The following is a 732-nucleotide window of genomic DNA, read 5'->3' on the forward strand; positions in this document are numbered from 1 at the left end:
CTGTGAGAGTAGGACGCCGCCAAGCCATTTAAAAAGATCAGCCATCCGGCTGGTCTTTTTTGTGTTCATAAGGTCATGAAAAAAGATGGCTGTACAGTGTTGCTTTCTTGACCACATAATAAAAGACTGCTTTAAACGGTCTTGTCGTTATTTGATTTCTCTTCATATTGAATGTGATGCTTGGTATCCTGTATTGGATTATCTTGTTGTATATCGTCACCTTTAATTCCCATTGTGATGTCATCATAAGGTGTGTATCTATTTGAAGGCGTTGATTTCTTTTTAATCAGCCGATAACAAACAAAGCCTATTACAGAAATAACAAATAAAGTATAAACATATGCCATTTAATCACTCCTTAAAAAAGATTACTTACTACTTTATTTTATTATACCCCATAATATCCCTTTTTTTGAAAACAACAAACTTTACGAAAACAGCGAAAAAGATAAAAACCTTCAAGGCTTTGTCGGGATACCTTCAAATCTGACCAACTAATGTGTGTATTAGCAAAACGGACCTTGAAACCATTCTTGATCTAACTTTGAGAAAAAGAATTATTTATTGTGAAATGTGTTGACTTTATGGTAGGAAAGGATTAATATAAATAAGCACCAACTAAGACAAACGAAAAACTTCATCGCTTTTGGCAGGTTGCTGAAAAGAAATAATAACTATTGACTTCTTACTATGAAAATGATAAGATGAAATGGTCGCTGAAAAACACAGCGA

General features: G+C 33.5%; 1 protein-coding gene. It reads right to left on the reverse strand.

All coding sequences use genetic code 11. The features are described from left to right. Positions 1-131: 131 nt before the first annotated feature. Positions 132-347, reverse strand: coding sequence for a DUF3951 domain-containing protein (locus FNK51_RS26140; RefSeq protein WP_141995231.1), 216 nt, complete (start codon positions 345-347; stop codon positions 132-134). Positions 348-732: the final 385 nt, after the last annotated feature.

The sequence above is a fragment of the Bacillus sp. B4EP4a genome (genome assembly GCF_006680105.1).
In the GTDB taxonomy this organism is placed as follows: Bacteria; Bacillota; Bacilli; order Bacillales; family DSM-1321; genus Peribacillus; species Peribacillus simplex_E.

Bases quoted from the DNA above. Each gene is read 5' to 3' on its own strand.
- FNK51_RS26140 (WP_141995231.1), bottom strand. From the start codon at position 347: ATGGCATATGTTTATACTTTATTTGTTATTTCTGTAATAGGCTTTGTT.